We start from the raw sequence: 18,732 nt of genomic DNA, 5'->3' as shown, positions 1-18,732 counted from the left end.
GAATGAGCACAGAAGCCGTCCACAAGGTCCGCCGAAACCGTGCCCAGCGCTTCCTGCGGCTGATCGCGTCAGCGCTGGATCCAAGGGCATGGGCTCATCTGGTCAAGATCGTGAACTACTACAACTACACGCATCTGCAGGAACTACGGAAAGCACAGGTCGCGCGTTCTGCAAATATCTCGCCCACAGCTAGTTTTGCCAATGGGCAGAACATAGAGATTGGCCCCCATGTGACCCTTGGGGCAGACTGCCGGATTTGGGCCGGACCGGGCAAAGCCAGGGTCGTGATCGGCGCCGATGCCCTGTTTGCGCCCGACGTTATGGTTACCGCCAGTACCTATCGCTACAACGACGGGTCCCCGGTCACAAGGCAGGCCATGGATGAAGCCGACATCCTGATCGGGGACGACTGCTGGATCGGACGCGGCGCCATTCTGCTCGCAGGGACAGAGCTTGGGCGGGGCGTCATCGTGGGCGCACATTCCGTTGTCCGGGGGAAATTTCCGGACAATGCCATCATTGCGGGTTCTCCCGCAAAGATCGTAGGGCAGCGCGAGGTGTCCAAACCGTCAACCCAAACGGAGGGGTCGATTTGAGCGAACGCGCCGATACGGGTGCAGGAAGTGCGCGATCCCTGCGCATCGGCAAAGCCCGCCCTTCCTGTGCGAGTAGATTTCCTTGCAATTCCAGTGGTAGAGCCTGAGATAGACACGCCGTTGCTGATCTTCTCGACCGCCACCTCTTCATAATCGTGATTCCCTATGCCCTTTTTCAAGTTTGACGACCGTCTGATCTACTATGCTCATGTTCCGAAATGTGGCGGCACCTCTGTCGCCTATTACCTGAATGCGCGTTTCGGAGCGCTTGCCTTTCAGGATAACACCTATTTTCAGCGTCCTGAGAGCCACCGTTGGACCCGTTCGTCCGCACAGCACGTCGATGCCGCCACTCTTGAGCATCTGATCCCGCTTTCCTTTTTCTCGGCTGTTTTCACCATCGTGCGTCACCCAGTGTCCCGGATCGTCAGCACGTATCACTTCCAGCTTGAGGTCGAGAAATCGATCCCCGAGAGCACAAGCTTCGGTGACTGGCTGAAGGGACTTGAGGCGCAATATGCCATGTCGCCTTTTTCCTACGACAATCACGCCCGCCCGATGAGTGATATCGTGCCCGAAGGCGCAACGGTCTTTCACATGGAGCATGGCCTCGACAGTTTGGTCCTGTGGTTTGACAGTCTGACCGGTCGCAAGGATGGTCCGCGGGCAATCATTCCGGAAAACACGCGCGGCCAGTATGTGAAGAATGCCGTTCAGGGACGCGTCAAACCGAGCGATGCCGAACTGGACCTCATCGGTCAGATATATGCCGAGGATTTCAAGCGGTTTGGCTATAACCTTGGGGACAAAGCTCCAAAGGCGGCAGCACCCGTCTTTGACGAAACCTTCCTGACCGAGCGCGACAAGGCGCTGATCGATGCGCAAAAACCGGTGGCAAGGCTCAAGCGCAAGATCAAGCAGAAATTGCGAAAACTCTGAAGGGCAAGCGATGCTGCGTCACATCCTACTGCTGCTGTCGGGCAACGCAGCCACGTCCCTTATGCTGTTTGCAAGGAACCTCATTCTTGCGCGACTGGTCTCGGTTGAGGACTACGGGATTGCCTCGACCTTTGCCATTGCCATGGCCGTCGTGGAAGTATCGACCCAGTTTGGCCTGCAAGTGCAGATTGTTCAGGACAAGAAAGGCGAGGATCCGGACTTTCAGGCCGCGCTGCAGGGCTTTCAGGTGCTGCGCGGAGTCATCTCGGGCGTCATCCTGTTCTTTGCGGCAGGCGCAATTGCCGACTTCATGAACATTCCCGACGTGGCCTGGGCCTACCAGATGATGGCGCTGATACCCGTGCTGCGGTCTCTGCAGCATTTTGACATTCACCGACTGAACCGGGACATGCGGTTTGCTCCTCTCGTATTGACCTCTGCGATGCCCGCATTGGCCTCCTTGTTGGCGCTTTGGCCGCTTGCGGCTTTTCTGAATGATTTCCGAGTGATGCTTTACGCGCTCTTGTTGCAGGGTGTCTTGGAGACCTTGACCTCACACCTGCTGGCCGAACGGCGTTACCGCCTGGTCCTGGATCGTGCGGTAATTGCAGAATCGGTGCGCTTTGGATGGCCGCTTTTGCTGAACGGTGTGCTCTTGTTTCTGGTCTTCCAAGGCGACAAGGTCATCGTCGGTCGGGAACTGGGGATCGAGGTTCTTGCCGTTGTCGCCATGGGCTTTACCCTGACCTTGACCCCCACTCAAATCGTTAGCCGCTCAATTCGAAATCTCTTTCTGACTCACCTCAGCCGCTATGGTGAGGCACGTCGCGAGACGCCAACCGCATTTCAAGACACCGCCGAAGCCGCCGTACAGGGGAACCTGCTTGGTGGAACGGCGGTGGTAGTCGGTGCCTTGCTGCTGGGTCCCTGGTTCGTGGACGTTTTTCTGGGGGACGATTTTCAGGATCTGTCGTGGATGCTGATCTGGCTTGCGATCCAGCAGGGTATTCGCGTCTTCAAGAACGGGCCAAACCTGGTATCCCTGGCCTTGGGATTCACCGGAAATGCCCTTGCCTCGAACCTTGTTCGCGTTGCCAGCCTTGGGGCGACGTGGTGGGCTGCTACAAACGGCCATGGCCTGCCCGCAATTCTGGCCATCGCCATAGTCGCCGAGCTGCTGGGCTGGGCACTCTCCCTGGCGCTGATGCAGATGAAGGTGGCGATGGCGATGGCGCCTTTGTTGCCCAGTCACCTGAGTGCGGTTGGAGTTGCTGTGATGGCGGGTATTGCCTCGGGGGCATCCGGCCTGGGTCTGACCGAACAATGGGCCGCGGGGGCGCTGTGGCTTTGCCTGGCGTTTTTTGGCCTTCTGCTGTTCAGTTCAAGAGCCTTCTTGCGCCATTTCCGCAACAAATAACCGGGGCGGTCATCCAGGGCCGATCGGGTAGCCTGCCACATCAATTCACAGCGGTCTGCATTCGGACCTGCATGTTTGTGCCAGTTTCGTGATCAGTTGCGACGTTTTCGCAAGTTTTCCCATGAATTGACTACAAATTGCCTCAACTTGAGTCTAATATTATACCTGCCGTTGAATACCGATGGCCACACGTTCAAAGAAAGCCGATCTTCGAGAGTGACGATTTATGTTCGATTTCACAGTCTTGTTTGCAATCTATCTGTTTCTGACTGCCGCCGCGCTGGTGTTGACTTACATTGAGGGCGAGGAGAATCGAAAAGAGACAAAGGGCTACCGCGCCATTGGTATGGTTCTGTGCCTTGTCTGGCCGGTCGTTGTGGTAGCTATTCTGGCGTTCAAGATAACGCTCGGTATCAACAACTGGCTCAAGACGGCCCGTCTCACTCAGTGAGCTTTGAGCCTCCTTGGGGCCGAAAAATCCTGCCCTGGATATAAGCTGCGACTTGGGGTCAACTCAGACTTGACCCGTCGGCGGCATGGCGTTTGAGCCCCTGCTTCGGCATGGCGTAGTGCTATGTGCATGCGCAGACTTGGCCGGGGCTGTGGTCCATGACGAACTTATGCTACGCATCAGGCAAGCCCTGCGGCCAAGGCCGCGATTTGCATGGAGCGCAGCAATATGACACGGACCTTGTTCGACCTGCCCGAAACACCTGCCATTCCGGTCTTGGGGGAAGAGCATCGCTACCCCATCGCACGGATCTTTTGCGTGGGGCGCAACTATGCCGCCCATGCCGCAGAAATGGGCAATGAGGTGGACCGCGAAGCGCCCTTTTACTTCACCAAATCCGCTGTAAACGCCGTGATGAGCGGTGCAATGGTGCCCTATCCCCCGGGTACGGAAGATTACCATCACGAGATGGAGCTTGCGGTTGCCCTTGGCGCTCCCTTGTTTCGCGCCAGCCCGGAGCAGGCAAGGGATGCGATCTTTGGCTACGGCTCTGCGCTCGATATGACCCGCCGCGACCTGCAGGGGCAGGCCAAGGACAAACGACGCCCCTGGGACCTGGGCAAGGATCTTGAACAGGGCAGCGTCTTTGCCCCCCTGACCCGTAGCGCTGACTGGGATGGGCCAGCTCGCAAGCGGATCTGGCTGACGGTTGACGGCGAACTGCGCCAGGACGCCACCCTCGACGAGATGATCTGGTCGGTCGAAGACATCCTGTGCCATCTGTCGCTCTATTATCATTTGCGCCCCGGTGACGTCATTATGACAGGTACGCCGGCCGGGGTTGGCGCGGTCAACGCCGGTCAGGTGATCGAGGGTGGTATCGACGGGCTTTCGCCAGTCAAGCTGACCTTGAGCCCGGCGCAATAATCCGCATGCAAGACGCTCATGTGGCCGGTCCGGTGATTGTGGTTCGATTTCGTCAAGAAGATGTGCGCTTGATCCATTCCTGAGACCGGCGGCTTTCGCCTATGAAATATGAGGCTGTGCGCAAGGCGCACTGCGGTCACCAAAAGGGGGGGGGACACACGTGACGGACCACGGCCGCCACGCGGCAAATGGTCTTGAGACGCTTTTTCATGCCTGTGATGCCATTCTGTGATTGATCTTCACGAAGCGAAATGCTGGAATGTATCACGCAGAACTGCTTTGCGAAAATTCTGTAACACTTAGGCCGGGCCGTGGGCTGATTGGGCCCGACCAATTCATGAGTGAAAAATGCATGATCTGCTGTTGATGGTTACAAATGCACCAAATAGCAGAGGCCCTGCATGGTTTCTTTTGCGAACCGAAGGGGTGTGTACGAGACCAAAGCAGAAAGAAATAGGCAATATATTGCAATATTCTTAGTTGCCGGCATTATGTTGCTTGGAAATAGGGTCAAAGGGAGGAATCACATGACCACTCGCAGAAAGATTCTTGGTGCAGCAGGCGCGGCGGCAATTGCCGCGATGTGCGCCACGTCCGCCTTCGCTCAGGAGGTGACGCTGAAGCTCCACCAGTTCCTGCCGGCGCAGGCAAACGTGCCGAAACTGGTCTTGGATGTCTGGGCTGACAACGTTGAGGCTTCCTCGAACGGCCGTATCAAAATCGACCGCTACCCCTCGATGCAGCTGGGCGGCAAGCCGCCAGAGCTGATGGACCAGGCCATCGACGGTGTCGCGGATATCGTCTGGACCGTGGTCGGCTACACGCCGGGTCGCTTCCCGTCGACCGAAGTCTTCGAACTGCCCTTCATGATGACCAATGCGCGCGCCACCTCGCACGCCTATTGGGAAATGTTCGAGCGCCACATGAAAGACACCGAGTTCAAGGACGTCCACATCCTGGGTACCTGGGTGCATGGCCCCGGCATGATCCACACCACCGATCCGGTTGAGGAAGCCGGCGACCTGCAGGGTATGAAGATCCGTGGTGGTTCGCGCTCGGTCAACGCGCTGCTGACCGAACTGGGTGCAACCCCCGTCGGCATGCCGGTTCCCGCCATCCCTGAAGGCCTGTCCAAGGGCGTGATCGACGGCACCACCATTCCGTGGGAAGTCACCACCGCGCTGAAGGTTCCGGAACTGGTGGAGAACCACACCGAGTTCACCGGCAAGGCGCTTTATACCCTGACCTTCGTTCTGGCGATGAACAAGGAAAAGTACGAAAGCCTGCCCGACGACCTGAAAAAAGCCATCGACGACAACTCGGGCCTCGAGTTCTCGGTCTTCGCAGGTGGCACCCAGGCAGATTCGGACGGTCCCGCACGTGAATTCGCCCTGGACAACGGCAACAACGTCATCACTCTGTCCCAAGAGCAGACCGATGAGTGGCGCGCCCTGGCCCAGCCGATCTACAACAAGTGGCTGGCGGATATGGCGGAAAAGGGTATCGATGGTCAGGCCCTGCTGGAAGAGGCATCCTACCTGATCGAAAAATACACTCCGCAATACGTGAAGTAAGCGATAGCATAACCGAAGGGCCGCAGCGCACCCGTGCCGCGGCCCTTCGTGTACTCAGAAAGAGGTAAACACCATGCACAAGCTCATGATGGGGTTGGCCAGAAAAATGGCCATTCTGGGCGGTATGGTCCTGGTACTCCTGATCCTGCTGACGTGCCTGTCGATCATCGGTCGTCTGCTGAACGGCGTTCTGCACGCAGATTTCATGCAAGAGAACCTTCCGGATCTGTCCAACTGGCTGATCAACTACATCGGACCAATCAACGGTGATTTCGAAATGGTCGAGGCCGGGGTGGCATTTGCGATCTTTGCCTTCATTCCACTGTGCCAGATCACCTCGGGGCATGCCTCGGTCGATGTGGTCGCCAACGCCTTTCCGGTCAAGGTGAACCGGTTCCTGCGCATGGTGATTGCCATCCTTTTTGCCGGTGTTCTGGGGCTGATCACGGTCAAGCTCGCCGATGGGATGATCGGGAAATACCACAACGGGGAAACCTCGTTCCTGCTCGAGTTTCCGACCTGGTGGGCCTATGCGGCCAGCCTCTTTGCCGCAAGCACGGCCGCTATCGTTGGCATCTACATGGCCATCGTGCGCACAACTGAATTTATGACCGGCCGCATCCAGCTGTGGGACGGTGTGGAGGGTGAGCAGTGACAGCTCTTGAAATCGGAATAGCCTCTTTTCCCATCCTGATGGTTCTGATCTTCCTGCGGGTACCGATTGGGCTGTCGATGTTCCTCGTTGGTCTCGTCGGGCTGATCATGGTCACGGGGGGCACCCAGGTCGCCTTTGGCCGCCTCAAAAGCGAAACCTATTCGACCTTTTCCTCCTATTCGCTGACCATTGTGCCGATGTTCCTTTTGATGGGGCATTTCGCGACATTGGGCGGCATGTCTTCGGCGCTGTTCAAGGCAGCCGCGGGCTTCCTTGGGCACCGAAAAGGCGGGGTGGCCATGGCCTCGATCGGGGCCTGCGCCGGCTTTGGCGCGATCTGCGGATCGTCACTGGCAACAGCGGCCACCATGGGCCGCGTCGCCCTGCCCGAGCTGCGCGCCTATGGCTATGCGGGTGGCTTTTCCACTGCGACGCTGGCCGCTGGCGGTACGCTGGGGATCCTGATCCCACCCTCGGTCGTTCTGGTGATCTATGCCATCCTGACCGAACAGAACATCGCCAAGCTGTTCCTCGCGGCCTTCATTCCCGGCATTCTGGCCGCGATCGGCTATGTCGTTGCCATTTCGATCTATGTGCGCATGTTCCCCGACAGCGCAGGCACGCGCCCCGCGATCCCGTGGAGCGAACGGTTTGAAAACCTGTTCAAGGTATGGCCTGTCCTCTTGGTCTTTGGCCTTGTGGTAGGCGGCATCTATGCCGGTTGGTTCACCCCCACCGAAGGCGCGGCCGTCGGCGCATTCGGCACCGGCTTTATCGCCTGGCTCAATGGCGGGTTGAACCGCGAAACACTGGTCGAAAGCTTCCTTGTGACGGCCCGCTCCACGGCGATGATCTTCTTCATTGTTCTGGGCGCTGGCTTTTACAACGGTTTCCTCGCCCTCACGCAGGTGCCACAGGAACTCGCCGATTTCGTGGTCAGCCAGGGCCTGAGCCCCTGGGTAGTGCTTGCGCTGATCCTGGCCTTCTACCTGGTGTTTGGCTGTCTGATGGACAGCCTCTCGATGATCCTGCTGACAATCCCGATCTTCTTTCCGGTGATTTCGGCCATGGACTTTGGCCTTTTGTCCCTGCCCGCCATGCAGGCAGACGCGGCGATGGAAGTTCTGCGCAACGGTGTTCCACCCGGCATGGGCGCCGAAATGCTGGCCTCAATTCAGGAGGCCATCGCAAACGGCATGGAGCTGACGCGCGAGCAGATGAAGGAACTGGGCATTCGCGTCACAGAAGGCCGTGTGAACCGGATCGAAGCCGAGTATGTCGCCATCTGGTTCGGCATTCTGGTGCTGATCGTGGTCGAGGTGGGCCTCATCACCCCGCCGGTGGGGATGAACCTCTTCATCATCAACGCCATGGATCGAACCACCAAGATGGTCGACACCTACAAGGCCGTGATGTTCTTTGTCGCCTCCGACATCATCCGGGTGATCATCCTGGTGGCCTTCCCGATCATCACCTTGTTGCCGCTGATGTGGTTGCACTGACCACCTAAGTAGAATCAAAACACGCAAAAAGAGGCCCCTGTCAGACATCTGGCGGGGGCCTTTTCGTTTATGCTCGCGTTCAAGCGGGCACCAAGGATCCCAAAGAAACTCTTTGGATCAAGGCGATCATCAGAATTGTGCAAGATAATGCATTTTTCTTGCGCAATATGTTGCATTATTCTGCGACCAGTGCATTAATCTGCCCACGAACACCACTGCGCCGCCGGGGAGGGCTGCGCAGGCCCGGCGACATCATAGGCCTGCCGGGCAGACAAGGGAGGAGCGAGGATGACACCCAGCGGCAATGCGGCAGGATTTTTTGTGGACCGCCACCGGGCCGAGCGCCCGGACAAACCTGCCTTTCTTGAGGCGGAAGGGGCAAAGCGGCAGATCACCTACGGCGCACTGGCAGAGGTAACGGACCGTGTGGCCGGCGCCCTGCGCCGCGCCGGAATCGCCCGAGAGACCCGCGCCGCCATGCTGGTTCTCGATCAGATCGAATTTCCGCAGATCTTCTGGGGCGCGCTCAAGGCGGGCGTGGTGCCGGTGCCGCTGAACACACTGCTGGCAACCTCGGTCTATGAAATCATCCTCAAAGACAGCCGCGCCACCATCCTCTTTGTCAACGCCGAACTCTGGGAAGTGGTAGAGCCCGCCCTAAGCGCCTGCCCTGACCTTCAGAAAATCGTGGTCATTGGCGGCGACACCCCCGAGGGCTGCGAGAGCTACGACGATTTCCTCGCAGGAGCCGAGCCGCAGTCCGCCATCGATTGTTGTCCGGATGAGACTGCCTTCTGGCTCTATTCCTCTGGCTCCACCGGTCAGCCAAAAGGCGTGCGCCATGTCCACGGCGCTCTGGCCGCGACGGCGGAAACCTACGGCGATCAGGTGCTGCAGATCGCTGAAGACGACGTGGTGTTTTCCGCCGCAAAGCTCTTCTTTGCCTATGGTCTTGGCAACGGGATGACCTTCCCCATGTCGGTTGGGGCAACGACCATCCTGTTCAATGGTCGCCCCACACCGGATACGGTGCTATCGATCCTCGAAGAGCAGAAACCCACCATCTATTGCGGCGTGCCCACCCTTTATGCGGCAACGGTTGCGGCGCTGGAGACCACGGGCAAACCCGACGCCCCCCTGCGCCGCTGCATTTCCGCTGGCGAAGCCCTGCCCGAAGAAGTCGGCCGCAAATGGGAGCAGATCTGGGGCGTCGAGATTTTGGATGGTGTCGGCTCCACCGAGATGCTGCACATCTTCCTGTCCAACACGCCGGGCGATGTTGTCTACGGCACCTCCGGCGTGGCCGTGCCGGGCTACGAACTGCGCCTCGTGGATGAAGCCGGTGAAGAGGTGACCGCACCGGGCGGGATAGGTGAACTGCTTGTACGCGGTGCCTCGGCCGCGGAGGGATACTGGAACCAGCGCGGCAAAAGCCGGGGTACCTTCGAAGGCGAATGGACTCGCACGGGCGACAAATACGAACGCAGCGCAGACGGGCGTTTCATCTACTGTGGTCGCACCGATGACATGTTCAAGGTCTCCGGCATCTGGCTTTCGCCGTTTGAGGTAGAACAGGCGCTGGTTTCCCACCCCGCTGTTCTGGAGGCCGCCGTGGTTCCTGCTCGTGACGAAGAAGGCCTCGAAAAACCAAAAGCCCATATCGTCCTGAAGGAAGGCAACGGAGACGATGCGCTTGCGACCGAGCTGAAGGACTTTGTGAAGGACAAGATCGGCAAGTGGAAATATCCGCGCTGGATCGTTTTTGCCGAGGATCTGCCGAAAACGGCAACCGGCAAGATCCAGCGCTTCAAACTGCGAAAGGAAGCATGATGGCTTTTGAATGGGGGCGAAGCGGTACCATCGCTGCAGGTGGTGCCACTCTGGAATATGCAAGCCATGGCCCGGCGCCGGATCAGGCGCCGACACTGGTTCTGTTGCATGAAGGGCTGGGCTGCGTCGCCCTGTGGCGAGACTTCCCTGAAAAACTGGCTGCGGCGACCGGCTGGGGCGTCTTTGTCTATTCGCGCCAGGGATACGGGCAGTCAGATCCCGTGGCTCTGCCCCGCCCGCTCGACTTCATGACGCGCGAAGCCAAAGACGTGCTGCCCGAATTGCTTGATGCCATCGGGCTGGAGCATGGTGTCCTTCTGGGCCACAGCGACGGCGCCACCATCGCGGCGATCTATGGCGGCAGCGTGATTGATCACCGGGTGCGCGGTCTGATCCTGATGGCGCCGCATTTCTTCACCGAACCGGGTGGTTTGGCTGAAATCGCCAAGGCGAAAGAGGCCTACGAGAGCGGTGATCTGAAGGAAAAACTTGCGAAATACCACAAGGATCCGGACGGTGCCTTCAAAGGCTGGAACGATGTATGGCTGGATGACGGCTTCCGCGCCTGGGATGTTGCAGATGTGATCGACTATCTGCGCATTCCCGTACTGGCGATCCAGGGCCGCGAAGATCAATACGGCACACTGGCACAAGTCGAAGTGATCGAGGAACGGACCTATTGCCCCTGCGATATGCTGATCCTCGATCACTGCAAGCACAGCCCGCATCAGGACCAGCCGGAACAGGTGATCGCGGCTGTGGCCGACTTTACGAGCCGTCTGGCCCGGATCGAGGCCGCCGAAGTCGAGACCGCCTGACATGGCCCGCTTTCCGGATCCGCCGCACGCCCATATCCCGGGCCAGACACCCCGGCATCCGGAAGGTACATTCGATGCGCTATGTGAAACGGCCAGACCTGAACAGCCCTGCGGGGCTGTTTTCGCGTCTGATGCCTGGCGTGCGGGGCTGCAATTCTTTGACACCGGATACTTCTGGGAGGCCCATGAGGTCTGGGAAGCGGTCTGGATGGCCCTGCCGGGCGGCTCGGACGAAAAGCGGCTGGTTCAGGGGATGATCCAGCTCGCCAATGCCTGCCTCAAGCGACGGATGCAGCGCCCGCGCGCGGTTCAGCGGCTCTGTGAGATCTGTGGAAGGCAGTTGGACGGGCTACCGTCCAGCCTTTGGATCACCTCAGGCCTGCGGGAAGAGCAGATTCGCAACCAGCTCTCGAAGCTTGGCCAATCGGGCACCGCACACCCGAGTAATGCATTATAATGCATTACTCGGGGTGGGCCCCGGATAAATTCGTGAACAATTCTGCAATATCTCGCTGGTGATGGGCATTATTATGCATCTTTTTCTTTGCCGCACTCAAAAGCTGCGGTAAGTTGACCCCAACAGAACTCAGGAGCGCGACATGCCCCAGGCAATCGATTTTCAGACCGACCCTTCGAAATACCGGCACTGGCGGGTGGAGTACGATGGCCCCATCGCCAACCTTTATATGGATGTGGACGAGGACGGCGGGCTGTTCGACGGCTACCAGCTGAAACTCAACTCTTACGATCTGGGCGTTGACATCGAACTGGCCGACATCGTGCAGCGGATGCGCTTTGAACACCCCGAGGTGAAGGTGGTGGTCATGCAGTCCGGCAAGGAAAAAGTGTTCTGCGCCGGCGCCAACATCCGCATGCTGGGCGGCGCCAGCCACGCCCACAAGGTGAACTTCTGCAAATTCACCAACGAAACCCGCAACACCTTCGAGGCCGCCGAGGCGGATTCGGGCCAGAAATACATCGCCGCCGTTCAGGGTGCCTGCGCCGGTGGCGGCTACGAGCTGGCGCTGGCCTGCAACTACATCATGCTGACCAACGACAGCACATCCTCGGTGGCTCTGCCCGAGGTACCGCTGCTGGCGGTTCTGCCGGGCACCGGCGGGCTGACCCGTGTGACGGACAAACGCAAGGTGCGCCGCGATCTGGCCGATGTCTTCTGCTCGATCGAGGAAGGCGTGAAAGGCCAGCGCGCTGTCGACTGGCGTCTGGTGGACGAGGTTGTGCCAAACTCCAAGTTTGCAGACACCGTGGCCGAGCGCGCCAAAGAGTTCGCCGAAGCCAGCGCCAAACCGGACGGGCTGACCGGCATCACGCTGGGGCCGATCACCCGCAGCTTTGGCGAGGATTCCATCACCTATTCTCTGGTCGAGGTCGAAATCGACCGCGACGGCGGTCGCGCCACTATCACCCTGAAAGGCCCCGATGCGGACGCCCCGGCAGATACTGCGGCGCTGCAGGCCGAAGGCGATCAGACCTACATGCTGCGCCTGGCACGCGAGCTGGATGACGCCATCCTGCACCTGCGCCTCAATGAACGCGAGGTCGGCACCGTGGTGTTCCAGACCCAAGGTGACGCAGAGAAACTGCTCGCGCATGAGGCACTGCTTCTGAACAATCGCGATCACTGGCTGGCCAACGAGATCCTGGCCTATTGGAAGCGCCTGCTGAAACGCGTCGACATGACCTCTCGGTCCCTGGTGGCGGTGGTCGAGCATGGCTCCTGCTTTGCCGGGCCGCTGGCGGAACTGCTGTGGGCTGTCGACCGCTCCTACATGATGCTGGAAGAGTTCGAAGGCGACAATCGCCCGCTGGCCGCCATCACCCTCAGCGAGGGGAACTTTGGCACCTATCCGATGGGCAACGACCTGACCCGCCTGCAGACCCGCTTCCTTGGCACCCCCGAGTCGATCGAAGAGCTTCGTGATCATATCGGTGAGCCGCTCGAGGCCGATCAGGCCGAGGAACTGGGTCTCATCACCTATGCCTTTGACGATATCGACTGGGAGGACGAGGTCCGTATCTTCCTTGAGGAACGCGCCAGCTTCAGCCCCGATGCGATGACCGGCATGGAGGCCAACCTGCGCTTTGCCGGACCCGAGACCATGGAGACCCGCATCTTTGGCCGCCTGACCGCCTGGCAGAACTGGATCTTCCAGCGCCCCAATGCGGTGGGGGCAGAGGGTGCCCTGCAGCGCTACGGCACCGGCCAGCGCGGCGAATACAACATGGAACGCGTGTAATCAGGAAATTCAGCGGCCCGCCAATGCGGCACCGCACGACGGAGGAACGAAATGCTAGATCTCATCAACGTCAGCTACGACACCCAGATCCCCAACAACGTTGGCCTGTCCAGCGACAAGAAGGTTCTGAAAGCCCTGGAAAAATGGCACCCCGGTTACATCAACTGGTGGAATGACCTGATCCCGCAGAACTTTCAGGAATCCATGGTCTACCTGCGCACGGCTGTTTCGGTAGACCCCAAAGGCTGGGCCAAGTTCGACTACGTGAAGATGCCCGAATACCGCTGGGGCGTGCTGCTGGCCCCGCAGGTCGAAGGCCGCACCATTCCCATGGGCGAACACTATGGCGAACCCGCCTGGCAGGAAGTGCCCGGCGAATACCGCAACATGCTGAAGCGCCTGATCGTGATCCAGGGCGATACCGAGCCGGGATCGGTCGAACAGCAGCGCTTCCTCGGCCTGACCGCGCCGTCGCTCTATGACATGCGCAACCTGTTCCAGGTGAACGTCGAGGAAGGTCGCCACCTTTGGGCGATGGTTTATCTGCTGCAGAAATACTTTGGCCGTGATGGGCGCGAAGAGGCGAACGATCTTTTGATCCGCTCCTCCGGCTCGGAAGAGGCGCCGCGGATGCTGGGGGCGTTCAACGAGGAAACGCCGGACTGGCTGTCGTTCTTCATGTTCACCTATTTCACCGACCGCGACGGCAAGATGCAGCTGGAAAGCCTGGCGCAATCCGGTTTCGATCCGCTGTCGCGCACCTGCCGCTTCATGCTGACCGAAGAGGCGCACCACATGTTCGTGGGCGAAACCGGCGTCGGCCGTACCATCCAGGCCACCTGCGAGGCGATGAAGAAGGCCGGGATCACCGATCCCTTTGACACCAACAAGATCCGCGATCTGGGCGTCATCGACCTGCCCACCATCCAGAAAAAGCTGAATCTGCATTACACGCTGTCGCTTGATCTGTTCGGTCAGGAAGTCTCCACCAACGCCGCCAATGCCTTCAACGCGGGCATCAAGGGCCGCTACATGGAGCTGCGCCTCAAGGACGACCACAAGCTGACCAACGACACCTACAACGTGCTGGATCTCGAAGGCGACACAATCGTCGAACGCGAAGTGCCCGCACTGACTGCGATCAATATGCGCCTGCGCGACGATTACGTCAAAGACGCGGCCGGGGGCGTGGGCCGCTGGAACAAGATCATCGAAAAGTACGGGATCGAGTTCGAGATGAAGCTGCCCCACCAGGCCTTCAACCGCAAGATCGGCGTCTTTGCCAACAAGAACTTCGACCCCGAAGGCAACCACGTTTCGGGCGCCGAATACGACAAGGGCATTCAGGAGTGGCTGCCGACCCACGCGGATGGCGATTTCATCCAGTCGCTGATGAAGCCGGTCTACGAGCCCGGTCAATACGCCAGCTGGATCGCACCGCCAAAGGTTGGCATCGACAACAAACCGGGCGATTTCGAATACGTCAAACTGCACATGGCCTGATCCAAAGGCCGCTGAGAGCTTAACCCTCTCTTTCCCGGCGCCTGTCACACTGTCCGATAGGCGCCGGGCATCCAGACCGGAGCACACCCAGCCGGATCAACCCCAGCCAGACCGGAGGATCACCCAATGGACATCAACCGCACCCCGGCAGAAACGCCGAATGCTGACCGCCTGTCGGTCCAGATCAATGGCCTCAAAGGGCCCTGCGTGGGCTGCTCGGATTGCGTCGGCATGTGCCGCGCGCTGATCGATGCGCTGACCGTCCCCGATGCGATCCTCAAGAAAGCACCGAGAAGCTGAATGACCCATGCCCCAATCGCACCGCTGAAACAGCATCTGATCGATCCTGAGATCTGCATCCGCTGCTACACCTGCGAAATGACCTGCCCCGAAGAGGCGATCGTCCATGACGACATGAACGTGGTTGTCGACGCCGAGAAATGCAACTTCTGCATGGACTGCATCCCGGTCTGCCCCACCGGCTCGATCGACGAATGGCGGGTGGTGAACACGCCCTACACGGTGGACGAGCAGTTCGAATGGATGGAGCTGCCCGAGCAGGAAGAGATTGCTGGCGGTGACGCAGATGGCGATGAGGAAGCCATCGACGACGCCGTGGCGGCGCTTCTGGCAGATGCCCACGCCGGTGCGGGCGGCAAGGCGGTTGCCCCGGCCAGCGCCAGCAAGCCCGTGATCAACATGTACACCCCAGGCAAGCCCGCCACGCTCAAGGTGCAGGGCAACTACCGGCTGACGGACAAGGACAGCGACAGCGATGTGCGCCATATCATCCTGGATCCGGCGGGCCTGCCCTTTCCGGTGCTTGAGGGGCAAAGCATTGGCATCATCCCTCCCGGCACGGATGCCGAAGGAAAGCCGCATCTGCCCCGGCTCTATTCTGTCTCCAGCCCCCGCGATGGGGAACGGCCCGGCTATCACAACATCTCGCTCACCGTGAAGCGTGAGGAACAGGGACTGTGTTCCAACTACGTCTGCGATCTGAACGCAGGCGACGAAGTGCAGGTGACCGGTCCCTTCGGCGCCACCTTCCTGCTGCCCTCGGATCCGGCTGCGGACATCATGATGGTCTGCACCGGCACCGGTTCGGCACCGTTCCGCGCCTTCACCATGCGCCGCCTGCGCGAAGCGCCGCATGAAACCGGCAAGATGACACTGGTGTTTGGCGCCCGCCGCCCCGGAGAGCTGCCGTATTTTGGCCCGCTCAAGAAGGTGCCTGACGCCTTCATGAGCAAGCTCTTCGCCTTCTCCCGGCAGGAGGACGCGCCCAAGCAATACGTACAGGACCGCCTGCGTGAAGAGGCTGACCGGGTCGCCGCCCTGATGCAAAGCCCCACGGGCCATATCTACATCTGTGGTCTGAAGGCGATGGAGCAAGGTGTCGAAGAGGCGCTGCGCGATATTGCCCGCGCCAATGGTTTGAACTGGGCCGATCTGCGCGATACGATGCGCGCCGATGGACGCTACCACGTCGAAACCTATTGAGCCGCAGGACAAAGCCCAGATGACAGACCAGATCGCCCCCGCCGGAGAAGGCTCCGGACCGGATACCTTCGTGCATGAAATCCGCGTCGGCTGGGGTGACTGCGATCCCGCAAAGATCGCCTATACCGGCCGCCTGCCCGCCTTTGCGCTGGAGGCGATCGACGCCTGGTGGGAACACAACCTTGATGGCGACGGCTGGTTTCAGATGGAGCTGGACCGGGGCACCGGCACGCCTTTCGTGAACATGAGCATCGATTTTCGCTCACCTGTCACGCCGCGCCACCGTCTGATGTGCGAGGTCTGGCCCTGCAAGCTGGGGACCAAATCGATCACCTTCCGGGTGGATGCCCGCCAGGACGGGATCCTCTGTTTTGAAGGCACCTTCACCTGCGTCTTTATCGATCCCACTGATTTCACCTCCAAAGCCGCCCCCGCTGATTATCGTGCGGTGGTCGAGCCGCAGTTGCGTCCTGCCTAAGGGGCGCTTCCGCGTCTGACGAGGGGTTCCGCAAGATAATGCATGGATAAGCCCGAACCTTGCGGGTTTTCATTTGAACCAGATGCGCCAGCGCCTTAGGTTTATGCATTATGTTTCATAAAGCGGCATCGAATGAGTGAAATCACCAACTTCCGGGGCGAGACCCGCCCGGTTCAGACCGCCAGCGAAATCGATCAGGCGGTGCCCACGCTGATTGCGCGGGTTGGTGATCGTGTACGCAAGGCGCGCGAACGCAAAGGCATTCCGCGCCGGGTTTTGTCGGATCGTTCGGGCGTGTCGCCCCGCTACCTGGCCCAGCTGGAGGCCGGTGAGGGTAATATCTCCATCGGGCTTTTACAGCGCGTGGCGGTAGCACTGGATCATCGGATCGAATGGCTGATCGGCGAGGAAGATCCCTGGACATCTGACGCGCTGCGCGTAGCCGACCTTTATCGCGGCGCCACCAGCGCAACCCAGCAGGCGGTCCTGAACCTGCTGGCCCCCGAAGCCCCCGAAACCCAGCGCGCAGGACGTGTCTGCCTTGTAGGTCTGCGGGGCGCCGGGAAATCCACCCTTGGCGCCATGGCCGGAAAGGTTCTGGGTATTCCTTTTCTCGAACTCAACAGCGAGATCGAAAGCCAGTCCGGCATGCCCGTGTCGGAACTGATGGCCCTTTACGGGCAGGAAGGCTACCGCCAGCTGGAGGCGCAGGCGATCAATCGCATCATCGCCACCCATGACAGCCTGATCCTGGCGGTCGCGGGTGGCATCGTGGCCGAGCCTGAGACCTATACCAACGTTCTGGCCCATTTTCACACCATCTGGGTCAAGGCCCGCCCGGATGAGCACATGGCCCGCGTGCGCGCACAAGGCGACGAACGCCCGATGGCGGGAAATCCCGAAGCGATGGAGCAGCTGCGCTCGATCCTGACCAGTCGCGAAGCGCTCTATGGCCGCGCGCTGGCGCAGCTCGACACCTCGGGTCAGACGGTGGAACAGTCCTGCGACAGCCTGATCGCGATGATCAACGAGCGGGGTTTCACAGAGCAGCCTGCTCTCTGACCGCCCTACAGCGGTTCGCGTAGCCAACCCTCGGCAAAGGCAACGCCATCCACCCCCGCAAACCGGGCGACCCGGTCCAGTTCCGCCTCCAGACGCTGGATGCGGCGCGGAGACCAAGTGACGCCCTGTTCGGGCCAGACTGCAGTGACGTTCAGGCGGTCCGAACTGCGATCCGCCTTCATATCGATCCGCCCCACCAGCCGCTCCCCTTCCATCAGGGGGAAAACATAATAGCCATATTTGCGCTTTGGGGCCGGGGTGAAGACTTCGATCCGATAGTGAAAGCCGAACAGCCGTTCGGCCCGCTTACGATCACGCAAGGCAGGATCAAACGGGCTGAGCACCCGCATCCGCCCCGGCGCAGGGCCAAGCTCCGCAGCCTGCTGCATCGTTCCCGGACGCGCCAGCATCCTGCGCCAGCCACCATCTGCCTGTTCGATCTCGATCTCTTCCAGGGCACCCGAGTTGACCTGTTCCATCGCCCAGTCCTTCGCCTCCGCCGCCGAGGCGGTATCCCAGAAGGCCGCAATCTCTCCCGAGGTGGCAAATCCGAGCCGATCCAGCGCCGCATTGCATAGCCAGTCCACGGTGGCTTCGGCATTGCAATTCAAAGCGGCGGGATGCAGTTGCTCTTCGATCACTCGCTCGGTCAGATCATAGCGTTTCTGAAATCCCTCGCGCCCCACCACGGTCAGTGCGCCCGACCGCCAGAGGTACTCCAGCGCGGTCTTGGAGGGGTGCCAGTCCCACCAACCGCCAGACCCCTTCTTTTCGTCCTTGCCCACATCCGAAGAGCTTACTGGTCCATGGTCGCGGATGTGCTCCAACACCGCCTTGAACCGCTCTTCAAACCCGTCGCGCCTCCAGTTGCGCCAACGTTTACGCAAAAGGTCCGCGTCGCGCTGAAACCGCAGGTGCCAGTGGGGATAGAACGCCATGGGGATCACGGCCGCATCATGGGTCCAATGCTCGAACAGGGCACGATCATGCTCATACAGCCGCTTCAGATGGGCGGGACGGTAGCTGGGCCGACGCGAATAGAGGATCACATCATGGGCACGCGCGACCGTGTTGATACTGTCGAGCTGCACGAACCCCAGCCGATGGATCAACTCCAACAGATCCCCGCCCTGCGACGGGCCTGAAGGGGCCTCCAGCAGCCCGTGCCGATCAAGAAACAGCCGCCGCGCGGCCCGGTTTCCCAGCCGCGCGCGCATCG

18 protein-coding genes are annotated in these 18,732 nt (G+C 60.0%); 17 read left to right on the top strand and 1 reads right to left on the bottom strand.

The annotated features are described in order from the left end of the window. Positions 1 to 2: 2 nt before the first annotated feature. The 17 genes from AADA15_RS14920 (at position 3) to AADA15_RS14840 (ending at position 17,513) form a co-directional block, all read left to right on the top strand. Entirely contained in the window at positions 3 to 596 is a 594-nt protein-coding gene (locus AADA15_RS14920) for an acyltransferase (RefSeq protein WP_341642355.1), read from the top strand. Positions 597 to 761: 165 nt separating this feature from the next. Further along, on the top strand, positions 762 to 1,535 hold the full coding sequence (locus tag AADA15_RS14915; protein WP_341642354.1) for a sulfotransferase family 2 domain-containing protein: 774 nt from the start codon (positions 762 to 764) through the stop codon (positions 1,533 to 1,535). Between the two features lie 10 nt (positions 1,536 to 1,545). Continuing rightward, entirely contained in the window at positions 1,546 to 2,952 is a 1,407-nt protein-coding gene (locus AADA15_RS14910) for an oligosaccharide flippase family protein (RefSeq protein ID WP_341642353.1), read from the top strand. A gap of 226 nt (positions 2,953 to 3,178) precedes the next feature. Next, a complete protein-coding gene (locus AADA15_RS14905) occupies positions 3,179 to 3,403 on the top strand; it encodes a hypothetical protein (protein WP_341642352.1) in 225 nt (74 codons plus the stop codon). A 228-nt stretch (positions 3,404 to 3,631) separates the two neighbouring features. After that, entirely contained in the window at positions 3,632 to 4,330 is a 699-nt protein-coding gene (locus AADA15_RS14900; RefSeq protein ID WP_341642351.1) for a fumarylacetoacetate hydrolase family protein, read from the top strand. 527 nt (positions 4,331 to 4,857) lie between these two features. After that, positions 4,858 to 5,904 (top strand): TRAP transporter substrate-binding protein, encoded by a 1,047-nt coding sequence (locus AADA15_RS14895; protein ID WP_341642350.1) that lies wholly within the window; start codon positions 4,858 to 4,860, stop codon positions 5,902 to 5,904. Positions 5,905 to 5,977: 73 nt separating this feature from the next. Next, positions 5,978 to 6,559, top strand: a complete 582-nt coding sequence (locus AADA15_RS14890; protein WP_341642349.1) for a TRAP transporter small permease — start codon at positions 5,978 to 5,980, stop codon at positions 6,557 to 6,559. After that, complete coding sequence (locus tag AADA15_RS14885) at positions 6,556 to 8,061, top strand: TRAP transporter large permease (protein ID WP_341642348.1); 1,506 nt, start codon at positions 6,556 to 6,558, stop codon at positions 8,059 to 8,061. Before AADA15_RS14890 ends, AADA15_RS14885 begins: the two co-directional genes overlap by 4 nt. Before the next feature lie 288 nt (positions 8,062 to 8,349). After that, positions 8,350 to 9,891, top strand: coding sequence for a benzoate-CoA ligase family protein (locus AADA15_RS14880; RefSeq protein ID WP_341642347.1), 1,542 nt, complete (start codon positions 8,350 to 8,352; stop codon positions 9,889 to 9,891). Further along, positions 9,891 to 10,709, top strand: a complete 819-nt coding sequence (locus AADA15_RS14875) for an alpha/beta fold hydrolase (protein ID WP_341642346.1) — start codon at positions 9,891 to 9,893, stop codon at positions 10,707 to 10,709. The genes AADA15_RS14880 and AADA15_RS14875 overlap by 1 nt, the downstream gene beginning before the upstream one ends. 1 nt (position 10,710) lies before the next feature. Then, entirely contained in the window at positions 10,711 to 11,166 is a 456-nt protein-coding gene (locus AADA15_RS14870) for a DUF309 domain-containing protein (protein WP_341642345.1), read from the top strand. 142 nt (positions 11,167 to 11,308) lie between these two features. Beyond that, entirely contained in the window at positions 11,309 to 12,967 is a 1,659-nt protein-coding gene (gene boxC / locus AADA15_RS14865) for a 2,3-epoxybenzoyl-CoA dihydrolase (RefSeq protein WP_341642344.1), read from the top strand. A 51-nt stretch (positions 12,968 to 13,018) separates the two neighbouring features. Then, positions 13,019 to 14,470 (top strand): benzoyl-CoA 2,3-epoxidase subunit BoxB, encoded by a 1,452-nt coding sequence (gene boxB, locus AADA15_RS14860; protein WP_341642343.1) that lies wholly within the window; start codon positions 13,019 to 13,021, stop codon positions 14,468 to 14,470. Positions 14,471 to 14,596: 126 nt separating this feature from the next. Beyond that, on the top strand, positions 14,597 to 14,770 hold the full coding sequence (locus AADA15_RS14855; protein ID WP_341642342.1) for a hypothetical protein: 174 nt from the start codon (positions 14,597 to 14,599) through the stop codon (positions 14,768 to 14,770). Further along, the gene (gene boxA, locus AADA15_RS14850) at positions 14,771 to 15,973 is read left to right on the top strand and encodes a benzoyl-CoA 2,3-epoxidase subunit BoxA (protein WP_341642341.1); all 1,203 of its coding nucleotides are present in this window, start codon (positions 14,771 to 14,773) and stop codon (positions 15,971 to 15,973) included. A 19-nt stretch (positions 15,974 to 15,992) separates the two neighbouring features. After that, on the top strand, positions 15,993 to 16,451 hold the full coding sequence (locus AADA15_RS14845) for an acyl-CoA thioesterase (RefSeq protein WP_341642340.1): 459 nt from the start codon (positions 15,993 to 15,995) through the stop codon (positions 16,449 to 16,451). A 132-nt stretch (positions 16,452 to 16,583) separates the two neighbouring features. Continuing rightward, positions 16,584 to 17,513 carry a helix-turn-helix transcriptional regulator gene (locus AADA15_RS14840; RefSeq protein ID WP_341642339.1) on the top strand — a complete coding sequence of 310 codons (930 nt, stop codon included), beginning with the start codon at positions 16,584 to 16,586 and terminating at the stop codon, positions 17,511 to 17,513. Between the two features lie 5 nt (positions 17,514 to 17,518). On the opposite strand, the gene AADA15_RS14835 is transcribed toward AADA15_RS14840, so the two are convergent. Further along, complete coding sequence (locus AADA15_RS14835) at positions 17,519 to 18,730, bottom strand: winged helix-turn-helix domain-containing protein (RefSeq protein WP_341642338.1); 1,212 nt, start codon at positions 18,728 to 18,730, stop codon at positions 17,519 to 17,521. Positions 18,731 to 18,732: the final 2 nt, after the last annotated feature.

The organism is Phycobacter sedimenti (assembly GCF_038148855.1).
GTDB lineage: Bacteria > Pseudomonadota > Alphaproteobacteria > Rhodobacterales > Rhodobacteraceae > Phycobacter > Phycobacter sedimenti.
The sequence above is the reverse complement of the archived record's forward strand: the minus strand, read 5'-3'. Positions and strand labels throughout refer to the sequence as shown.

Coding starts and splice junctions, on each gene's coding strand:
- AADA15_RS14905 (WP_341642352.1), top strand. CDS start 3,179: ATGTTCGATTTCACAGTCTTGTTTGCAATCTATCTGTTTCTGACTGCC.
- AADA15_RS14845 (WP_341642340.1), top strand. CDS start 15,993: ATGACAGACCAGATCGCCCCCGCCGGAGAAGGCTCCGGACCGGATACC.
- AADA15_RS14835 (WP_341642338.1), bottom strand. CDS start 18,730: ATGCGCGCGCGGCTGGGAAACCGGGCCGCGCGGCGGCTGTTTCTTGAT.
- AADA15_RS14900 (WP_341642351.1), top strand. CDS start 3,632: ATGACACGGACCTTGTTCGACCTGCCCGAAACACCTGCCATTCCGGTC.
- boxC (WP_341642344.1), top strand. CDS start 11,309: ATGCCCCAGGCAATCGATTTTCAGACCGACCCTTCGAAATACCGGCAC.
- AADA15_RS14840 (WP_341642339.1), top strand. CDS start 16,584: ATGAGTGAAATCACCAACTTCCGGGGCGAGACCCGCCCGGTTCAGACC.
- AADA15_RS14920 (WP_341642355.1), top strand. CDS start 3: ATGAGCACAGAAGCCGTCCACAAGGTCCGCCGAAACCGTGCCCAGCGC.
- AADA15_RS14895 (WP_341642350.1), top strand. CDS start 4,858: ATGACCACTCGCAGAAAGATTCTTGGTGCAGCAGGCGCGGCGGCAATT.
- AADA15_RS14880 (WP_341642347.1), top strand. CDS start 8,350: ATGACACCCAGCGGCAATGCGGCAGGATTTTTTGTGGACCGCCACCGG.
- AADA15_RS14855 (WP_341642342.1), top strand. CDS start 14,597: ATGGACATCAACCGCACCCCGGCAGAAACGCCGAATGCTGACCGCCTG.
- AADA15_RS14890 (WP_341642349.1), top strand. CDS start 5,978: ATGCACAAGCTCATGATGGGGTTGGCCAGAAAAATGGCCATTCTGGGC.
- AADA15_RS14875 (WP_341642346.1), top strand. CDS start 9,891: ATGGCTTTTGAATGGGGGCGAAGCGGTACCATCGCTGCAGGTGGTGCC.
- AADA15_RS14870 (WP_341642345.1), top strand. CDS start 10,711: ATGGCCCGCTTTCCGGATCCGCCGCACGCCCATATCCCGGGCCAGACA.
- boxA (WP_341642341.1), top strand. CDS start 14,771: ATGACCCATGCCCCAATCGCACCGCTGAAACAGCATCTGATCGATCCT.
- boxB (WP_341642343.1), top strand. CDS start 13,019: ATGCTAGATCTCATCAACGTCAGCTACGACACCCAGATCCCCAACAAC.
- AADA15_RS14910 (WP_341642353.1), top strand. CDS start 1,546: ATGCTGCGTCACATCCTACTGCTGCTGTCGGGCAACGCAGCCACGTCC.
- AADA15_RS14915 (WP_341642354.1), top strand. CDS start 762: ATGCCCTTTTTCAAGTTTGACGACCGTCTGATCTACTATGCTCATGTT.